This window comes from Legionella massiliensis (assembly GCF_000756815.1).
Lineage (GTDB): Bacteria > Pseudomonadota > Gammaproteobacteria > Legionellales > Legionellaceae > Tatlockia > Tatlockia massiliensis.
Genome location: NZ_CCVW01000001.1, coordinates 1,693,708 through 1,713,511, shown reverse-complemented (window position 1 = coordinate 1,713,511; position 19,804 = coordinate 1,693,708). Strand labels below are relative to the sequence as shown.

Genomic DNA, 19,804 nt, shown 5'->3' with positions numbered 1-19,804 from the left:
GAAGACAAATAAAATTAAATCGCTTAGTTTGCAGGAGGTGTTTAATGATTACCTTAAAGCCCGTAAAGATTTAAAAGCGCTGACTATCAAAGATTATCAAAGTGTTCTAAAGCAAGTGATGCCTGATTGGCTTGGCAAACCCCTGATTAATATTACAAGAGAAATGATTGCCAAGCGTCATGCGCAATATGGCCAAACGAATAGTAAAGCACGGGCTAATTATGCGATGCGGGTATTACGTGCTGTTTTTAATTTTGCTGTCCATGAATACCAGCTAGAAGACGGACAACCCATTATTGCGATTAATCCTGTTGAGTATTTATCACATGCTCGCAGTTGGTATCGAGTCGATCGTAAAAATACCATGATCAAAAATCATCAATTAGCTGCATGGCATGAGGCTTTAACTAAGCTCGGTGAGCAGGAGAGTTATCCGCAAGCAACAATGTGGAAAGATTATTTTTTATTGATTCTTTTTACAGGCTTAAGACGGATGGAGGCAGCTTCTTTGTGCTGGAAAGATATCGATTTTCAAGCCAAGACTTTTACAGTACAAGATACTAAAAATAGGGAGGTTCATACCTTGCCTATGTCTGATGTTCTTTATGAATTATTTCTACGACGAAGACAAAGCAAAACAAATGAATTTGTTTTTCCTGCACTAAGTAAAACAGGCCATGTTGTGGAACCAAGGAAGGCAATGCTAAAAGTGGTCGAACTCTCAGGAGTTTCTTTTACAGTACATGACTTAAGAAGAACCTTTGCTACTACTGCAGAGAGCTTAGACTTACCAGCTTATGCTCTAAAGCGTTTGTTGAATCACAAAATGACAAACGACGTGACAGCTGGCTATATTATGCGGGATGTTGAACGATTAAGGGTACCTATGCAGCGTATTGCGGATCATTTAAATCAACAAATGGTAAACGTTTTAGCTGGGCTTGTAGAGGTTGACTGATAATAGGCTGGGTTTCTAAGAAATAATTTTGATATATATATCACCAGGTGCTATATTAAACTATGAGGGATATTTAATTGAAAAGAGTTTTTAAGTCTAGTTGGTTTGCTAAAGTTGCTAAGAAAGCAAAAATCAAAGATTCTGAGCTTTGTGCTGCAATCCAACAGGTGATACAAGGACAAGCTATTGATTTGGGTGGTGGCGTTTTCAAAAAGAGGCTTAATGAAAATAAACATCGCTCAATTATTTTAGCTAAAGGGGGAAATTATTGGATTTATGAGTTTCTTTTTGCCAAAAAAGATCTCGATAACATCGATGATGATGAGTTAGCTAGTTTTCGCAAGCTTGCAAAAGCTTATGCAGGATTGTCTGAAAGTCAAATTAGACAATTGTTAGAAAGCAAAGATTTAGTGGAGATATGCAATGAGTGTGAAAAATAAATTTAAAAGTAATGCATTTGAAGCAATTCACCAGTCAGCTAGTGCGTTACACAAGATAGGTGCAATTGATAAAACTACCATGCGTGATTTTGATAAATCTTGTTTTACAGAGATTTCTGAAATGGCTCCTGAGCAAATAAAGGAAATTCGAGAGAAGAATCATGTTAGTCAGCCAGTATTTGCTCGTTGTTTAAATACCAGCAAATCAACTGTCCAAAAATGGGAAACAGGGGCTAAACGTCCAAGTGGTATGGCTCTTAAACTTTTGGCTGTTGTACAAAAGCATGGCATACACATTCTTGACTAGTTTCGAGAGTATTCAAAAAAGTTGTTATGCTAATTTTCTATATGATTCTTAAATGATTACTACTTTCCCTGGGATTTTGCTCCTATGGCGCAAGAGGTTAAATTCCGTTGGGCCAAATATAAAAAGGCTAAAAAAGGTAATGAAAATGATATTAACAAAAAAATTTCAAAATACTGTGAGCGAAAGAGCAAAAAAAGATGGGCTATTTAGAAAGGCGCTTTTGAAAGAAGCAGTAAATGCATTGCGCTCAAATGAAATTGAAGTGGCAAAGTCGCTCTTAAGAACCTACAACTTATAAAAAATCTGGGATAAACAGAGCACCAGGACAACTATACAAAAACTGAATTTTGTTGTCCTAAAACAAAAAATTCAAATATGAATCTTACAGAGAAAGGGACTGCATTGAAGGTAGAATAAGGAATTTATTGCCTTGATTATGGAAAATTTTAGTCTTCACAGGAAAATTATGAAAAAAGAAGTTCGTGTTGCCACGGTCGAATATTTTGATTTTATTTATGATGCCTTGCGTGATGACTTAAATGAGCAAGGAGTGCTTCATCGATTCAAATATTCAAAAGAAGATTTTAAAAATGCTATTTTTGGTGAAAAGCCACTGGCACATTTTTTAATTTTGTTGATGGATGGTCAGCCAGCAGGCTTCGCTAATTATTCGATTGATTATCGTAATTTCACAGTAAATTCTTTGGCGAATCTTTACCTGAATGATCTCTTTGTTAAAAAGCCTTATCGTCGTATGAAGGGAGGATCTTTATTGATAGATAAGCTTAAGGAGATTGCAAAAGAAGAGAACTGTGGCCGAATAGAGTTCTTTTTGCTTGCGGATAATATCGATGCATTAGCGTTTTATAACAAGTCTCTTGGCTGTGAAATTATTAGCGATAAGCTTCATTATATGAGATTAGAATTAGGTTAAGAGTATCAGGGAAAATGTAAATGCAATCAGATAACGAGAATTATTGTGGCAAATATCAGCACTTTAAGAATAGAAAATTATACGAGGTGATTGGTGTAGCAAGGCATAGTGAAACCTTAGAAGAGATGATTATTTATAAAGCACTTTATGAGTGCGAAGAGTTTGGTAAAGATCAAATTTGGATTCGACCCAAAATAATGTTTTTTGAACAAGTTGAATATGATGGCTATGTTGTTCCTCGATTTAAAAAAATCAGTTAACAAAGAAAAAATCACCGGGACAAAAGGGACACTGGGACATCAATATAAACATTGAGTTTTGTTGTCCCAAAGTAAAAAATTCAATTGGGACAGCTGGGACAAATCCTACAAGAAAAATTTTTTGAGTATCAATCGATATCATTTAGTATCATTCGGATCATAAGCCTCCAAAGCCCTTGACGGCCCTTTAAATTCCACGCAATACTTCGCCTGAGCTGTGAAATTTTACGGTTCAATTAAAGTGACGGCAAACGAAATATCACGACTTTTCCCCCTCAAGGGAACCCGGCCGGATAGTCAACTGATATTCATCGAGCAAGACGCAAACCGTCGGTATCAAGCTGAATGAATAAATCATTTGATGAGGGCTATATGAATAATAAACAATCCCGTTTACAACTATTAAACGAATTTGAATCTGCACCAGATTCTGCTTTATTTAACCAACAAACTTTGGCTGCTGTTTTAGACTGTTCGACCCAGCTTTTGGAACGTAATCGCTGGGAAGGAAAGGGTGTTCCTTACCTTAAAATTGGCCGTAAGGTTTTGTATCGCAAATCTGACGTTATGTCATTTCTCCAGCAACAAAAAATCTATCGTTCTACCTGTGATGAAGGGCAGTTACTTTCACTTGTTACTGAATGAATAAACTGTTCACGGAAGGATAGATTTCTCTCTTCCATGAACTCTGCTGGAGGAACAGTCATGCAACAAAACCAAGTTATTACATTAAAAAACACCAACAATAATTATCCAGTGCTCTGCGACTATGCAGGCGGTTATTTTAAGTTAACTGAGCAAGGTTTGTCCTTTTATGGCAAAGACAAAGATGGAAACCCTAACGCTCCCCGCTGGATTTGCTCGCCTTTACACGTAGTGGCTAAAACTCGCGATGCTAAAAGCGGAGAGTGGGGACGTTTATTGCAGTGGCAGGATGATGATCGGGTGATTCATCAATGGGCAATGCCTCTATCTTTATTACAAGGTGATGCATCCGAGGTGAGAAGAGAATTGGCTAGCCTTGGTCTAACCATTTCACCGAATAGACTAGCCCGCGATTTACTGATTAGTTATTTGCAGGTTTTTCCAATAGAAGATAGAGCACGATGTGTTGATAAGCTGGGCTGGCATGAAGATATTTTTGTTGCTGCTTCGCAAACCATTGGTCATTCATCCGAGAAAGTGGTTTTCCAAAATAGCCATGCGGTTGAATCAGCGATGTCTGTATCGGGTACCATTGAGAATTGGCGGGAAACAATAGCTCAGCTCGCATCTGGCAATTCACGATTGATTTTCGCTATCTCTGCGGCGTTTGCCCCAGCCTTAGCGAAGATTGCTGGTGAAGACTCAGGTGGCTTTCATTTCAGAGGTGCTTCCTCAAGCGGTAAAAGTACTGCTTTAAAAGTAGCTGCTTCGGTTTGGGGAAATCCTCAAGCTTATTGTCGATTATGGCGTAGCACGACTAACGGTCTTGAAGGCCTGGCTGCCTTGCATAATGACGGTTTGTTAATCCTCGATGAGTTAAGTCAGATGGATCCAAAGGAAGCAGGGGAGGCTGCCTATTTGCTAGCGAATGGCCAAGGAAAAACACGTGCCTCGCGCCAGGGAACAGTTAGGCCATCATCGCGCTGGTCATTGTTCTTTCTCTCCGCAGGCGAGGAGTCTTTAATGTCTCTCATGGCCAAAGTGGGTCAAAAGACCAATGTTGGTCAGGAGATTCGGCTAGCAGATATTGAAGCAGATGCTGGATCACAGATGGGAATTTTTGAAAAAATCCATAACCAGCTTAGCCCAGCAACTATGGCCTTATCTTTAAAAGAATATACCTCTAAGTATTATGGTGCGGTAGGACTAGCCTGGTTGCAGAAGGTCGTTGCCAATCAACAAAGTATTGCGGAAAAGATTGCTGATTCAATACAGGAGTTTGTGAATAGGGTTGTCCTACTGGGTTCAACGGGACAGATTATCCGAGTAGCACGCCGTTTTGCTTTAGTTGCTGTTGCAGGTGAGTTAGCCAGCCAATATGGTTTGACTGGCTGGGCAGCAGGCGACTCCCAAAATGCAGCTTATAAATGTTATCAAGCATGGCTGGAGCATTTTGGTAGAGATGGTAATCGAGAGGACAGGGCAATCTTGGCTCAGGTTAAGGCTTTTTTTGAATCTTATGGTACCAGTCGTTTTGATAGCGTGAATGATCCAAATAATGCTCGGATTCAAAATCGTGCGGGATTTTATCGCACTGATGAAGTAGGTTATCGAGAGTTTATGGTTTTACCGGGAGTATTTAAAAATGAACTTTGTCAGGGATTTGAGCCACGATCAGTAGTACGGGTATTAATAAATGAGGGTTGGTTAGTACCTGCAGCAGATGGTACGCCTACGCAAAAGCCCAGAATCAAGGGGGTAGGAACGCCTAGAGTATATGTTTTTACTATTAAGTTTTGGGGCTGGGAATAAGTTTTGCAATGAACCAGAAATTTGTCCCATTATTTTTAAGTTTTGGGACATAATGGGACAGTTTAAAGCCAGTGTTTACATGCTGTCCCAGCCGTCCCAATTGTCCCAGCCTATTTTTAATTCTTAAGATATAACCAAAGTGTATTTCGGGATTTTATTCCCATTTCATCATGTATCATCAGACAGGTTTTATAATTTCCATATTGAGGTAGAAGCAAAGAGTGCATTTGCTGTGCGTATAAATGACGCCAGCTTTTAGTGCTTGATAAACGTAGCCTTGCTAAGGCACTTCGCCAGAAAATGCGGATTTCATCATAGGATTTTAGTTGTAATAGATTACCTCTTCGGTTTGTGAGCCAGTTGAAGAGATTCAATATTTCCTTTTGATTTTCGGTGCGAACAGGGATGTAGCGGTCTTTGGAATTAAAGGCGATATCCCTGGATATCCTAATTGAATCCTCTTCAACATGAATATAAGTCTTAATCATAATCGCTTCTTTGAAGGTAAGTCCAAACTCAGTCTGCAGCGCCATAATTACTTTGGCGAAAGGGTCGTTAAATGATCGCCAAAGCTCGGGTTGTATAGCCTTCTTTCTCTTCTTTCTTGCCTTAGGTCTTGAAAGACCAAGTGATTGGTTATCGATATTGCTGATAGAACAATGACTCATCTCTAGAAATCGACGGATAATAGTCATGTAACGCATGATAGTGATCACATTGATCTTCTGATTTATCCAATGCCTTACTAACTTAAAAACCTGCTCTGAAGTCAAAGCTTGCCATGTGGGAGGAACTTGGCGGATAACAAATAAATCATCAATCATTTTACGGATGACATAAGCGCGGTGTTTTCGATAGAGGTATTTACCCTGCCTATCCATTTTGATTTCTCGATTAGCAAATTCTCTTAATGATTGTGTACGCATATTCCCATCCGCAAAAGTTGATTGAATAAAACATTTGCCCTGCGTGGCGTTTAGTGTTGGTCGAGCGGCTCATTCTCTGTTGAAACCCGGCAAAAGCCGTAAAGCTCGAAGAAGGGGGCAAATCAATCGTTATAAGGCAAACGATCTCGCCATACTGACACGATTTCTCTAGTGGTTTTTTCTCCTAAATAAAAATAAATGAACAGGATAAAGCTGGGCCTTATCTCCAAATCCATGGTCAATAAAAAATGACTTAGAGTTCCGAAAAACTCGCCTTACCGAACGGTAAGGATTCCTGAGGGTTCCCGACTAAATGTCCCGCCACAAGGTTTGGGAATTAGGGTGGCTTGCATAAGACACCGAAGCGTTTCATCGGATTTTCACCGATTCATCAGTTATGCTTTAGTGAAAAATAACAAAGTGGAGATCTGGGGGCAAGTGCGAAAAGGGAAATATTTTGTCCTATCTTATCTAGTGCGTCAGGATAAATAGTCATTTTAGGCTTAGTATGAAAGGGCTGTAGAGTTGGATTTGTCTGCGTCACTGCAGATAAGCTGCAGTGACGCAGACAAATTAGAGTTTAAAATTCATCTACTTGACACTAAACTTTGTCGGGCAAGGTCCGAATTTCTGCTTTATTGTTAAATGTAATTTTGATTACCTCTCAAATAAACGACTATAACAACACTCACAAACATAGCCTAACCATTCAAATTCAGATATAGCTTCTATTTCAGTATCAATATCATGTAAACATTGTATACATTGTTTAAACCTATCATTAATAGAAGGTATTATCTTTGTTTTGTATATGTATTTTTGTTTATGGCTTAAAGATTGAAAACCCTTACTTATGAGCTGTCTTTTTATCCCCTCTGCTCTTTCATCATCAAAAACAATTAATTTTAATTGTGCAATTAATTGCTCTTCAATTTCTCTATTGTGCTGGACTTCTTTCACTCTCCCCATATGTATCTCCTTTTTAGGCTAGCAAACACTGCAGTTTACCAAAAATTAACTACATTGTCAAATAAATAATCATTTAAGCCAATACAGGGGTAATTTAGCTTCAAACATGTCTATCAAAACACTTGCCTTATCTATTCAGCTTTTCTGAATATTTAGAATAGTAATAAGTCTTGATTGCCCATAATCTTTAACCTCTCTTGAGAATGCATGGCATTCTAGCTTGATGACTTTTATGGCTATTAACTAAAGATGCAATATGTACTCGGAAAATTTGTTTTTATTTTAATCATACTCAATAGAGTGCACTAAAATAATAGAAATAAATAAGGATAATTTATGACTACTTATGAAAAATTTGATTTGGTTATTTCCGGATTTGGAGCTATTGGAACTTGCGGAGCTACGATTTTAGCTCTTTACTTTTGGTATCGTGATGAAATTTTGAATTTACGGTTTCAGTGTATCCATGGAGAGGGTTATGGTTCAGTTCAGAATATTGAGGGTGGTTATTTAATCTTCAAATTTACAAATACAGGATATAGGCCTATCTCTCTAGAGTTAGCTGGGATTAAATTTATTAGAGGCTCATTTTTTTCTAAAAAATGTAGCATTGTAGAATTCAGCATGCAGAATAATAATTTAGTTGAATATAAACTGCCTATCCTATTACAACATGGGGACTCATACTCTTATGTGACGCCTTGGAGCAGTTTCATTGAGTTATGCAAAAATAATGAGTTCAAGAATATAAATATTTATGCCTATGTTTCATCTTTGAGCAAAGAAGCTAAATATAAATTGAGGCGTGATATTGTTGAGGATTTAATGGAGGGAATAAATGCAAGTAACAAAGAACCTTGATCTGTCTACATTACGTCTACATGAAAAATTGGTATTTTTAATATCTGACTGTAACTCATTGATTTTAATGGTGGCCAGAGACAGAATCGAACTGTCGACACAAGGATTTATCAATCTTAAGTTCGCTAGCCGGAATAATTTTTAATTGTTGCATCATGGCATAGCCGGTTCCAAAATCATCGATGGATAATTGAACCTTATTGAGCCTTAACCGGGTAAAAATCTCTAAGGCACTTGATAATTCTTTTATTAAACCAGATTCGGTAATCTCAATAATAATCTTATCTGCAGATAACGACGATTGCTCAACAAGCTGATTAAATTGATTGGGAAACTCTAAATCCTTTAGGGAAAAAGGTGACAAGTTGAGGGCTAATTTGAATGGAAATTGCAACTTATTCTGTAGCTCACCTATATCCCTAAGTGCATTTTTCATAATGAGCCAGGTTAGCTTGTCAATCAATCCAAAGGACTCGGCTTGACTAATAAATTGGTCTGGGAATATGAGCCGTTGATTTGGGAGTAACCATCGGACGAGTGCCTCTACACCATAGAATCCTCTGGTTGCAATCTCAATTTTCGGTTGGTAGTAGACTACAAATTCATTGTTTTTTACTGCACGGGTTAACTCGTCTAGAGTAGCAGTAAATTCTATTTTGGCTTTGGTTGTAGGCTGTTCACTTCTAGGTGCTTTGCTAAGAGTAAGCTTTTTTAATAAATCCTCCAACTCAGCTAAGCGTATAGTTTTTTGGAACCGTCCAACGATAGAAAGATTTATCGATTGAGCAAAAGCTTCAGCAGCTTCTAAGATTCTATCTTCAACGCCACTCATCAGAACAATATCGCATTCGCCATGCTTCCTTTCTATAAAACGCAATAAATCAATACCATTAATGCCTGGAATATTTAAATCCAAAAATACCAGGAAAACGTTTAAATCAAAGCGTTTCATAAACTCATCTGGGTTGGTGATAACAGTACAATCCAAGTCTAATGTCTTAAAAACATCGGCAATGAAATTAGCATAATCCATATCATCATCCATAATGATGATTTTATCTACTTTGTACATAATCACCCTCCTTTTACATTGCGTCACTACTCATTGCTCGGCAAATGGTAGATTCAAATAACTCACGATTGTATGGTTTGTTGATGAGTATTGCCTCGATATTAGCAGATTTGTCAGACAAGGTTTCTGCAGGAAATCCTGAGGTATAAACCACGACAATATCTTGTTTAATATGCTTGACTCGTTTTGCCAGCTCAATACCATTCATAGTTCCTGGCATCACGATATCTGTGACCAAAAGCACAATATCCGGATGTTGCTCTAGTACGTTTAATGCGTTATTAGCATCAGTTGCATGAAATACTTCAAATCCTAATTCCTTGACATACACAGAGGCAATTTCAAGCAAATCTATTTCATCATCAACAACTAGGGCTTTGCCGCTAAACCTTTGTTGCTTAATTATAACCTTTTCCTTTTCGAGGGGTACTTCAAGGGTTGTGGCAAAGGGTAAATACAATGATATTGTTGTACCCTGACCCTCTTCCGTATAAATCCTGATAATTCCCCCCGATTGCTTCACGAAACCATAAACCATAGATAACCCCATTCCAGTGCCTTTGCCACGTGGTTTTGTAGTAAAAAAGGGTTCAAAGACTCGTTCAAGCACTTCCGGCGGCATTCCTTCGCCGGTATCAGTTACAGAAACACAGGCATACATTCCTGGTTTAATGTCCCCAGCTTGAACTGCCAGATAATTGCTATCCAGGTTTAACATTTTTGTGATGAATACTAATTTACCACCTTGTGGCATAGCATCTCGGGCATTGACAGCTAAATTGATTAAAGCACTTTCTAGTTCAGTAACATCAATCAATACTGGTGGTATAGAGCAATCTAAATGGGTAGTAATTTGGATACCTTCTCCAAGTATCCTGCTTGCCATTTCGACGACATTATTAACAGAATCTTCTAAGCGTGTAGGGGCAGGACTTAAATGTTGTAATCTTGAAAAAGCGAGAAGCCGTTTCGTAAGATCAGCACCTCGTGTTGCCGCATTTAGAGCGTTTTTTACCCGTTTAAGTGCTTCTTCATTGCCACTTAAATTGCGTTCAAGTAAATCAAGATTACCAAGAATAATGCCTAAGAGATTATTAAAATCATGAGCTACACCCCCTGTAAGTTGCCCAATAGCGCTCATCTTTTGACTTTGACGGAACTGCAATTCCAATTGGTTTTTCTCAGTAATATCACGTACGATTTTTGAAGCACCGATGATTTCTTGTTCCGCATTTTTGATGGGTGAAATGGTAACGGACACGTCAATGGGCTTGCCATCCTTTCTTTTTCTTACCGTTTCAAAATGCTCAATTTTCTCACCTCGTTTGATTTTATCCATAATTTGAGCCTCTTCTTGGACTCTATCAGGTGGAATTAGAGCTAAAATAGACTGTCCTATCATTTCATTTGCGGTATAGCCAAAGATCTGTTCTGCACCCACGTTCCAACTGGTGATCACGCTGTTGAGATCTTTACCTATAATGCCATCATCAGAAGATTCTACAATTTCAGCTAGCTGGCTTTGTTTAGCTCTAATTTTCTTTTGCTCAAGACTATTAGCGTTGAAGATAAATAACCCGATCGATAACATCGATATGCTCAAAAAAATGCCTAAGGGCGAAAGTAAAAGCGCTTGATTGGAGAGAATATTTTGACTCAGCTCCCGTTGGGTAAATATCCTGTCTTGTTCACTTTCTAATTGATTAAGTTTCTCAAGAATCTGCTGATTCACAGCAGTCTCCTTTATAGTAATATTCTCTCCCCCACTTTTTTCAACTAAATCAATTTTCTGGATAATGAGCGCTTTCAATCCATTTAATATGCTCTGTTGACTTGAGCGATCATCTATAAGCGCATCAACCCTATCAAAATAGTTATAAATATTTTTCTTATTCTCTGCTCTAGCGTCTAAATACACCTTATTGCCTGTGCTCTTATAGTAGTCTTCGTTGGTATCATAAGAATCAAGGACTAGAATAACTTTGCTGAGTTCTTTAATTACTTTTTGCGTTTGAGTGATTTCTTCATTACTTATTTTCATTTGATTAATAAAATTGTAATAAGCAGAAGAAATGACTAATAAGGATAGCAACCAAACTATGCAACCACCGGTTATCGATGAATTTAAAGCCCAGCGAAAATTATCCTCCCTTTTGATAAGCATCAGTAATGAAAAACCCAAGGCGACACAGAGCAATGAAGTATGCAGGCTCATGTTGGCATAGCTAAAGATAGGATAGCCCCACAGTAATTGGGGTAGGTAGCTGATAAGAATTAAACCCGAAATGATGATGACCGTAGTAGTAAGCGCCGCTGCAATGGGTTTTTTAAAAAATAATGTTCTCGTTGCCGCTAAAAGCAAGGTAGCAATAGCTATGTTTAACAAACAAAATGCCGTAGTTGGCGACATGCGTCCAGGATTAATGAGGTTGGATCTATCTTCAAACACCAACAAATCAAGCCCCAGATTTAATTGCAGCAGATATTCTAAAACTGTTAATAGGGCTATTGATATAACGATAATGGATTGCAAAATTACTACAAGCCGGAAAAATTTTGACTGTGAAAAAAAGTCCAGGTAGATAATAGAAAGTCCACATAAAATCAGCGAAAAAGCAGTATTCACCTTCATCGTAGTTGATTCTGGTAGAACACTTTTTAATATTTGAATATCAAAGGTCCAGCCAATTAAAACAGAAACTCCTATAGCTACTGTTAATAAAGCGAATAGCCATATCAGATTTCGCTTCATTACAGCTCCTTTTTTTAATGATTCCATTTCATATAGTTTAGCAGGAGTAATAAGTTACCTCGCAATGTAAGTAAGACCTGCACTATTCCCATAACACGCCATCCTGAGCCCCCAGCCCCTTAGGGGCAAAGGCCCCGTCATCCCGAACATAGTGAAGGATCTCCGGGATTAGCACAGTGCTAAACTCAGGAGATGTCTCTCTGCGTTCGACATGACGTACGTCTTTGGGAGCGCCCCAGCCCCTGTGGGGCAAAGGCCCCGTCATCCCGAACATAGTGAAGGATCTCCGGGATTAGCACAGTGCTAAACTCAGGAGATGTCTCTCTGCGTTCGACATGAGGTACGTCTTTGGGAGCACCCTAGCCCCTTTGGGGCAAAGGCCTCGTCATCCCGAACATAGTGAGGGATCTCCGGGATTAGCACAGTGCTGCACTCAGGAGATGTCTCTCTGCGTTCGACATGACGTACGTCTTTGGGAGCACCCTAGCCCCTTTGGGGCAAAGGCCTCGTCATCCCGAACATAGTGAGGGATCTCCGGGATTAGCACGGTGCTGCACTCAGGAGATGTCTCTCTACGTTCGACATGACGTACGTCTTTGGGGGCGCCCAAGCCCCTTAGGGGCAAAGGCCCCGTCATCCCGAACATAGTGAGGGATCTCCGGGGTTAGCACAGTGCTACACTCAGGAGATGTCTCTCTACATTCGACATGACGTACGTCTTTGGGGGCGCCCAAGCCCCTTTGGGGCAAAGGCCTCGTCATCCCGAACATAGTGAAGGATCTCCGGGATTAGCACAGTGCTAAACTCAGGAGATGTCTCTCTGCGCTCGACATGACGTACGTCTTTGGGAGCGCCCCAGCCCCATTGGGGCAAAGGCCTCGTCATCCCGAACATAGTGAGGGATCTCCGGGATTAGCACAGTGCTAAACTCAGGAGATGTCTCTCTGCGCTCGACATGACGTACGTCTTTGGGAGCACCCTAGCCCCTTTGGGGCAAAGGCCTCGTCATCCCGAACATAGTGAGGGATCTCCGGGGTTAGCACGGTGCTGCACTCAGGAGATGTCTCTCTGCGTTCGACATGACGTACGTCTTTGGGAGCGCCCCAGCCCCTTTGGGGCAAACATCGATAAAGACCCGTCATCCCGAACATAGTGAGGGATCTCCGGGGTTAGCACAGTGCTACACTCAGGAGATGTCTCTCTGCGTTCGACATGACGTACGTCTTTGGGAGCGCCCCAGCACCTTAGGGGCAAAGGCCTCGTCATCCCGAACATAGTGAGGGATCTCCGGGGTTAGCACAGTGCTAAACTCAGGAGATGTCTCTCTGCGCTCGACATGACGTACGTCTTTGGGAGCACCCCAGCCCTTTAGGGGCAAACATCGATAAAGACCCGTCATCCCGAACATAGTGAGGGATCTCCGGGGTTAGCACAGTGCTAAACTCAGGAGATGTCTCTCTGCGTTCGACATGACGTACGTCTTTAGGAGCGCCCCAGCCCCTTAGGGGCAAAGATCCCGTCATCCCGAACATAGTGAGGGATCTCCGGGGTTAGCACAGTGCTACACTCAGGAGATGTCTCTCTGCGTTCGACATGACGTACGTCTTTGGGAGCGCCCCAGCCCCAGCCCCATTGGGGCAAAGGCCTCGTCATCCCGAACATAGTGAAGGATCTCCGGGGTTAGCACAGTGCTAAACTCAGGAGATGTCTCTCTGCGTTCGACATGACGTACGTCTTTGGGAGCACCCCAGCCCTTTAGGGGCAAACATCGATAAAGACCCGTCATCCCGAACATAGTGAGGGATCTCCGGGGTTAGCACAGTGCTAAACTCAAGAGAAGGCGCTCTACGCTGCATCTAGGGGCTACTGTTACTAGTTCTTTCGCGTATTAAGAATCATCCCAATAATCCGGTGTAAATCAGTCTCAATATTGAGATAAGGCTTATTGGTGAAGGAAACCAAAGCGATGTCCTTGGTTGGTGACAAGACGATATGGGTGTTCACACCATCCACCCAGCCGTTTTTCGTGAGCCGTAGTGGTAGTGCTTGTGCAGGAAAATCAACTGACCAGCCTAAAGCCATTGCATCCTTAGAGAAATCCAAAGGATTATCAAACTGATTTTGGTAGATATAGCTTGCATGAGCAATTCTGGCGTTTTCCTGTTCTTTGGGTTTATTGCCTAGCTGATATTGGGCAAATATCATTAAATCTTGCATGGTTGAATAAATACCGCCGCTGGGTTGCTCAAATTTGAACTCCCAGTCTTTGCGAATTAAATCACCATTCATCCAGTAACTTGATACTTCACGTGCTGCCTGCTCCTTGTTCAAAGAGGTCGTTGTGTCTTTAAGTTGTAAAGGTTCAGAGATAAGCTCTTGCAGTAAGCCGTTATAATCCTTAGCCATTTTTTTAGCCAGCAATTGCCCCAGTAAACCGTAACCCAGATTTGAGTATTGATAATGTGTTCCGGGTTTACGCTGAAAACTCGGATACCAGCTCAAAAATTCCTTCATTTCATAAGGCTGGTTAATCTGGTAATCGTCACTCGCAGGAATAGTTGGTAAGCCCCTGGGAAAGCCTGAACTGTGGGTTGCCAGATCCAAAAGAGTTATAGGGTGCTCAGCTTCTGTAGAGAGACCAAGGAGTTCATTGACGGAGGTATTCAGTTTGACATCCCCGCGGTTAACCATTTTTGCCAGCATATCAGTGGTAAATACCTTTGATACGGAACCTACTGGCCAAACTGTACTGAGTGCAGGTCGTTGGCCGTTATTCAGTTTGGTCTCACCGCAAGAAAGAACTGCCCTCTCATCGTCAGAACTAATACCAATCATTAATGCAGGAACCCCGCTTTGTTCAAAGACAAAGTGCTGTACATAATCAGCTATGCTTTCAAGCGGCAGTGTTTTGATATTAGCTTTTTCAATATATTGACAAACTGGCGACGCTGCCTCCACCACAAATGACATTGTTATAGTCAGAGAGGCTGCAATAATTCTAAGAAACATTCATAGCTCCAAGGTAAAGAGTGGAAATAATGTACTGTGAATGAATGCGCTTGTATAGTCGCTTGCTCAGAGGTAGCTATTCATCCTATGGCGGGACAATCCTCCTTAATTGATGATTATCCTTATCAAGGTTTCATTTAAAATTCACTACTCCAGGATTTCGCTTTGTTATAGATCCCGCGGTCAAGCCGCGGGAATTCGAGTTTTTTCAAAGCTATTCATCATCGCGAGCAACATAGATTAATAAAACAAGAAACGTAATAAAGATATGAAAGGCCGCAGTAAGTACGTTGTTAAACATTGGGTTCATCCACATTCCAAACCATTCGCCACCAATAGACATAAAAATGACTTGCCAGGTTAAAAATCCTAAGGTCAGTCCTGCAACCGCCGTTTTTTTTGCACGATTAAAAGTCGCTGCATCCTCATTTTTTACTCGAAACAGCTTATAGGCACCCAGCCCACATAAAACTCCTGTAAGAATTTCCAAGGCAATAATAAAAATAAACCCTGTATAGTGAAGGATTGGCGATGTAATAGCTCGATAGGTTATAGAGGTATGCGGCATTAAACTATCCATCATGAAAACATGGCTTACACCCTGAACGATAGCTTGATAATCATTAATATTGGTAAAGGCTGATAGCAAACAATAAAAGGCAAGCGCAGCTACTAATAGTATTTTTGATATCCGTATAGTCATTTTTATTTCCATTCAATAGCGATTGTTAAGCTGAATAGGCCTTTAAAAACTCTTTAAGCTCCTCTGGCACATTTGGCGGTTTGAAATAATAGCCCTGCGCATAATCACAGCCATGGTTTAATACAAAATCCCTTTGCATTTCTGTTTCAACACCCTCGGCTAATACTTCTAAATTTAAGCTGTGGCCAAGATCAATAATGGCTTTTGCGATTGCGGCGTCATTTTCTTTATTCACTAACTCGTTAATAAAGGAACCATCGATTTTTAATTTGTCCACGGGAAACTGCTTTAGATAAGACAAACTAGAATAGCCAGTGCCGAAATCATCAATAACCAGTTTTACCCCCATATCTTTTAATTTATAGATTGTATTTATTGTATGTTCGACATCTTCAATCAATAGGCTTTCAGTGAACTCAAGCTCTAAATAGTGGGCAGCTAAGTTCGCTTTTTTGAGGGCCTCTCCAATAATCTCAGGCAGATTAGCTTGTCTAAATTGCCGGCCTGAAATGTTAACTGACACCGTTAAATTTTTATAGCCCTCCTGATGCCAGGCCTTTGCCTGTAAGCAGGCATTCTCCAAAACCCATTTACCAATATCAATAATCAACCCATTCTCTTCAGCCATAGAAATAAAATCTAAGGGTAATACCTGTCCTAAAAGTTGGCTATTCCATCTTAGTAAAGCCTCAAATCCAACGATAGTATTCCTCTTTAAATCAATAAGAGGCTGGTAGACGAGGTAAAATTCATTTTTCTTTAAGGCATCTCTTAGAGCACTATCAACTTGCATATAGTTGATGACACGACTATTCATTTCTTTTTCAAACACGCGGTAAGTGTTACGACCACTGTCTTTAGCGTGATACATCGATACATCCGCGTTTTTCATCAGTGTCTCGTAATCAGGACCATCCTTAGGGTAGTAACAGATACCGATGCTGCCAGTAATCTTCAAATTATGCTGATCAACTTGAAAAGGCTTCTCGATGAGATGCAAAATTTCTTCAGCAATCTGCTGCGCTTGAATTTCACTATTGAGGTCAGGCAAAAGAACAACAAATTCATCACCACCCACTCGCGCTACGGTGTCGAACTCATTGGTTATAATTAATAAACGGTTAGATACGGCCTGTAATAGCTTATCCCCTATGCTATGACCTAGGGTATCATTAGTCATTTTAAAGCGGTCTAAGTCTAAGTAAAGAAAAGCAAGTTCTGATCTCTTCTTCTTTGCCAGCAATATAGCCTGCTCTACCCTATCCATCAGTAGGATACGATTAGGAAGTTCCGTCAATGAATCATGGGTTGCCTGCCTTATTAGTTGTTTTTCCATCTCACGGCGCAGAGTGATGTCATTGATAATACAAACATAGTGTCTGACTTTATTGAAGGAATCATTAACAGGGGCAACACTTATTTCGCACCAATATATTTCGCCATTTCGTCGATAACTTTCCACTTCAACCACTTCTTCACGCTGTTCTCTAATAGCTAGATCTAAGCGTTTTTGATTGACTTGATCGGTAGTCGCGCATTGCAAATGAGTAAGGTTTTGCCCTATTAGCTGTTTTTCTGAGTAACCAGTGATGCGTTCAAAGGATTTATTAACGTAAATAATAGGCTGATTCTCTTTGGTGATATCAATTATTGCTACCCCATGTGTGCTTGCCTCAATCGCCCGCTCACGAATATGTAATTCCTCTTTGGACATCATATGTTCGGTGACATCACGAAAACTATAAACACGTCCAACAATTTCCGAACCAACACGTTGGGGTTGGGTAAAACGCTCAAAGGTTCTGCCATCTTTAAAATGCAAACAAGGTAAGTCCCCCTCCCAATCGGGGTGCTGATAGAGAAACTCCACATCAGCGATTATGCCTTCTGGATTGATCAATTGCTCCAATATATAGTCAAAGCTGATTTTTTCTGTACCTACTTCAAGCATATAGGAGGGTATACGCCACATTTCAACAAATTTCTGATTCCAGTCAACGACCTGCCCTTTGCCATTAACCATCATTATGCCATCTGCAGTAGATTCTAAAGTCGCTCTTAATAAGGAGAGCGACTTCTCGAGCTCAATTCTTTTCTCTATTACATCAGAAGTTTCAGTTTTAATCGTATTGGAGACAGGAAAGATAGTTAGATGCAGGGATTCAGGTTGAGTGTCATACCATTTTTCGAGCAATAACAAAAGCTCTGGCGTACTAGACAAGTTCCCTAGCTCTTCACAAACATTAGCTAAAGAAGGAGGCTTGCCACGTCTTTTTAGAGATTCTGCTGCTGAGGCTACTTTCTTGTAATTAAGCTCCCTATTACCCATCAATCCCTCACAAAATTGACCTCGTCCTAGAGCAAATTGCCACTTCTTAAAACCCACAGGGTTCATTAATTTTAAGTATATACTGCGTCTCCAGATTTTTCCTTTCTATGTGAGCAGCATATAATCGCTTTTTCAATTCCGAATTCCCGCGGCTTGACCCATCGCCCGTCATCCAGAGCGCAGCGAAGAATCTCCGAGATTAGCACAGTGCCACATTCAGGAGATCCTTCGCTGCGCTCTGGATGATTTGTGCTTCACAACGCTTAAACAGCATAAGTCAGACGAAAATCCAGGGTATTGACTCGTATCGGTTCTCTACCCGTAGCATCTAAGCCTACAGGGTGATTAATATGGGCATTCCCCCAGATAAAGCCGTACTGTAGTTGAAATTTTACATCTTTGTTTATCTTATAATCGAAACCCACCTTAGCGATATAATCATTTGTAGCAGGAAAACCGATTAAGAGCCCTTCGTTTGTATTTACAGTTTGGTCGAGGGCTAAAAGACCAAATAAGCCCCATTTATCATTCACATCATAGTGAGTTAATACGGCAGGTGCTATTTGGTTTTTATAGTGCACAGGGATATTTGTAGCTGCGGGAACCACATTAACCACCCTGATTACTTGCACTGTCGACCAATTCGTATAGAAAACTGTTATACCGCCTAATAATTTTGGCGTGAAATAATGTGTTAGATCCATGCGAACCGTAGCAGGGGTAGGTAGATTCTTTGTTTGGGTATTATTAAAAGCAAGGAAGCCCCCGGCGCTAGTGCCATGATAAGGAACATTCATCCTGGAGAAAAACGCAAGACCAATAAAAGTACTTTGATCGAAGGCCCAATTTAAACCTAGGTCCCAGCCGGCAGCCCAACCCCTGGTATTGTTATGCACATAACCTATGTTGGGATCGACATAACTTATTTCATTTTTGTAATAGTCTTGAAAAGTAGGCCCGGCACCGATACTTAACTTATCAGAAATCTGATAAACAAGAAGAGGATTAAACTCTGCTGCCCTGGTATCACTATTGATAGCAAGAGGAGCAACCACTGATTTTGGTGGGAAATCGATAGGCGCTAAAATCGGTTGGCTGATGTTTAAAGCCAGGGTCCATTTAGGATTAAGTCGCTTAGCAATGAGAAAATAAGGAGGGAAGACATTTTCGCTTGAAACTGCTCTGCCGTATTGACCAAAGACCTGACCCTTATACCAAACATGAGCATTAACTGCGACAGCACCCATGGCAAACTGGAGATCCTTTGTTCGACCAAAGTCAGCAGGATTTGTGTAAGTGTTTCCATAGAAACGTTGTATAACCTGAGCATCAAGATTTGTAGCGATACAGGTTAAACCAGCAAAAAGACAACCTTTTAGTAATCCCTTCATTGTCATACTTCCGATGTAAATCGCAGTAAGCTACGTGAATTTATTTTTTTAGTCAAGATATGATTCTAGAATAAGATTTTCTATTGTTTGTGGCAATTTCTACAATAGAATCAGGAAGATTTAACTTATTTTGTATGGGACAGAAAATAGAGATCCGCCGAATTCCTGCGGTCAAGCCCATAGGTATCTACACAAGTGTCTGTAATAGGTCATGTCCCTCCTGGTCTCAACACTACGTCATCCTGAGCGCAGCGAAGGATCTCCTGAATGTGGCACCGTGCTAATCCCGGAGATCCTTCGCTGCGCTCAGGATGACGTGGCGTTGGGGGGACAGGACATTCAATTACAGACACTTGTATAGATACCTATGGGTCAAGCCGCAGGAATTCGAGTTTTCTCTGAAATTACAAATTTTTGTCCCGTACAAAGCAGAAAC

General features: G+C 40.5%; 17 protein-coding genes. 9 read left to right on the top strand and 8 right to left on the bottom strand.

Features of this window, described 5'->3' with window-relative positions; all coding sequences use genetic code 11:
* The 8 genes from BN1094_RS07305 to BN1094_RS07270 form a co-directional block, all read left to right on the top strand.
* Positions 1–958, top strand: a 958-nt coding sequence (locus BN1094_RS07305) for a tyrosine-type recombinase/integrase (protein WP_043873599.1), incomplete at its 5' end; no start/stop codon positions are given.
* Positions 959–1,035: 77 nt separating this feature from the next.
* On the top strand, positions 1,036–1,398 hold the full coding sequence (locus BN1094_RS07300) for a type II toxin-antitoxin system RelE/ParE family toxin (protein WP_043873598.1): 363 nt from the start codon (positions 1,036–1,038) through the stop codon (positions 1,396–1,398).
* A complete protein-coding gene (locus tag BN1094_RS07295) occupies positions 1,382–1,705 on the top strand; it encodes a helix-turn-helix domain-containing protein (protein ID WP_043873597.1) in 324 nt (107 codons plus the stop codon). Before BN1094_RS07300 ends, BN1094_RS07295 begins: the two co-directional genes overlap by 17 nt.
* 52 nt (positions 1,706–1,757) lie before the next feature.
* Positions 1,758–2,003, top strand: a complete 246-nt coding sequence (locus BN1094_RS07290; RefSeq protein WP_043873596.1) for a hypothetical protein — start codon at positions 1,758–1,760, stop codon at positions 2,001–2,003.
* 168 nt (positions 2,004–2,171) lie between these two features.
* A complete protein-coding gene (locus tag BN1094_RS07285; RefSeq protein ID WP_043873595.1) occupies positions 2,172–2,639 on the top strand; it encodes a GNAT family N-acetyltransferase in 468 nt (155 codons plus the stop codon).
* A gap of 20 nt (positions 2,640–2,659) precedes the next feature.
* Positions 2,660–2,899, top strand: coding sequence for a DUF1653 domain-containing protein (locus BN1094_RS07280; RefSeq protein WP_043873594.1), 240 nt, complete (start codon positions 2,660–2,662; stop codon positions 2,897–2,899).
* Between the two features lie 372 nt (positions 2,900–3,271).
* Positions 3,272–3,544, top strand: a complete 273-nt coding sequence (locus BN1094_RS07275; RefSeq protein ID WP_043873811.1) for a helix-turn-helix domain-containing protein — start codon at positions 3,272–3,274, stop codon at positions 3,542–3,544.
* A 60-nt stretch (positions 3,545–3,604) separates the two neighbouring features.
* Positions 3,605–5,356 (top strand): DUF927 domain-containing protein, encoded by a 1,752-nt coding sequence (locus BN1094_RS07270; protein WP_043873593.1) that lies wholly within the window; start codon positions 3,605–3,607, stop codon positions 5,354–5,356.
* Between the two features lie 116 nt (positions 5,357–5,472).
* Here the strand turns inward: BN1094_RS07270 and BN1094_RS07265 are convergent, their stop codons facing one another.
* On the bottom strand, positions 5,473–6,282 hold the full coding sequence (locus BN1094_RS07265; protein WP_043873592.1) for an integrase domain-containing protein: 810 nt from the start codon (positions 6,280–6,282) through the stop codon (positions 5,473–5,475).
* A 657-nt stretch (positions 6,283–6,939) separates the two neighbouring features.
* Entirely contained in the window at positions 6,940–7,251 is a 312-nt protein-coding gene (locus tag BN1094_RS07260) for a hypothetical protein (protein WP_043873591.1), read from the bottom strand.
* 336 nt (positions 7,252–7,587) lie between these two features.
* On the opposite strand from BN1094_RS07260, the gene BN1094_RS07255 reads away from it, so the two are divergent.
* Entirely contained in the window at positions 7,588–8,112 is a 525-nt protein-coding gene (locus tag BN1094_RS07255) for a hypothetical protein (RefSeq protein ID WP_043873590.1), read from the top strand.
* Between the two features lie 64 nt (positions 8,113–8,176).
* Here the strand turns inward: BN1094_RS07255 and BN1094_RS07250 are convergent, their stop codons facing one another.
* The 6 genes from BN1094_RS07250 to BN1094_RS07220 all read right to left on the bottom strand — a co-directional run bounded on the left by BN1094_RS07250 (position 8,177) and on the right by BN1094_RS07220 (position 19,368).
* On the bottom strand, positions 8,177–9,184 hold the full coding sequence (locus tag BN1094_RS07250) for an EAL domain-containing response regulator (RefSeq protein WP_043873589.1): 1,008 nt from the start codon (positions 9,182–9,184) through the stop codon (positions 8,177–8,179).
* Positions 9,185–9,197: 13 nt separating this feature from the next.
* On the bottom strand, positions 9,198–11,936 hold the full coding sequence (locus BN1094_RS18805) for a PAS domain S-box protein (RefSeq protein WP_052403180.1): 2,739 nt from the start codon (positions 11,934–11,936) through the stop codon (positions 9,198–9,200).
* Positions 11,937–13,808: 1,872 nt separating this feature from the next.
* Positions 13,809–14,945: a serine hydrolase gene (locus tag BN1094_RS07235; protein ID WP_043873587.1), complete on the bottom strand. Its 1,137-nt coding sequence runs from the start codon at positions 14,943–14,945 to the stop codon at positions 13,809–13,811.
* 214 nt (positions 14,946–15,159) lie between these two features.
* The gene (locus BN1094_RS07230) at positions 15,160–15,648 is read right to left on the bottom strand and encodes a DUF2165 family protein (protein ID WP_043873586.1); all 489 of its coding nucleotides are present in this window, start codon (positions 15,646–15,648) and stop codon (positions 15,160–15,162) included.
* Positions 15,649–15,673: 25 nt separating this feature from the next.
* A complete protein-coding gene (locus BN1094_RS07225; RefSeq protein ID WP_043873809.1) occupies positions 15,674–17,977 on the bottom strand; it encodes a sensor domain-containing protein in 2,304 nt (767 codons plus the stop codon).
* Positions 17,978–18,240: 263 nt separating this feature from the next.
* Entirely contained in the window at positions 18,241–19,368 is a 1,128-nt protein-coding gene (locus BN1094_RS07220) for an OmpP1/FadL family transporter (protein WP_043873585.1), read from the bottom strand.
* Positions 19,369–19,804 lie beyond the last annotated feature (436 nt).